At 42.6% G+C, this 284-nt stretch carries 1 protein-coding gene; it reads left to right on the top strand.

What is annotated here, in order from left to right; genetic code table 11:
• A partial coding sequence (locus tag VJI94_RS08230; protein ID WP_324009002.1) for a translation initiation factor occupies nucleotides 1–284 on the top strand: 284 nt, incomplete at both ends.

The following is a 284-nucleotide window of genomic DNA, read 5'->3' as shown; positions in this document are numbered from 1 at the left end:
AGATACTAATGGCTTTGTATTCAGCACAGATCCTGAATTTAAGTTTGATACTGAAAGTTCAGCAACAACAGAAACATTGCCCCCTGCACAACAAACATTACGGATACTACTCGATAAAAAACAAAGGGCGGGTAAAGCCGTAACATTGGTAACCGGGTTTGCGGGCAAATTAGAAGACCTTGAACTGCTGGGTAAACAACTGAAAAACTTCTGTGGCACGGGCGGCTCGGTAAAAGATGGTCAAGCCATTATACAGGGCGATCAGCGTGATAAAGTATTACAAT

The sequence above is a fragment of the Parvimonas sp. D9 genome (genome assembly GCF_035282565.1).
Classification (GTDB): domain Bacteria; phylum Bacillota; class Clostridia; order Tissierellales; family Peptoniphilaceae; genus Parvimonas; species Parvimonas micra.
This window is presented reverse-complemented; position numbering and strand designations above follow the sequence as displayed.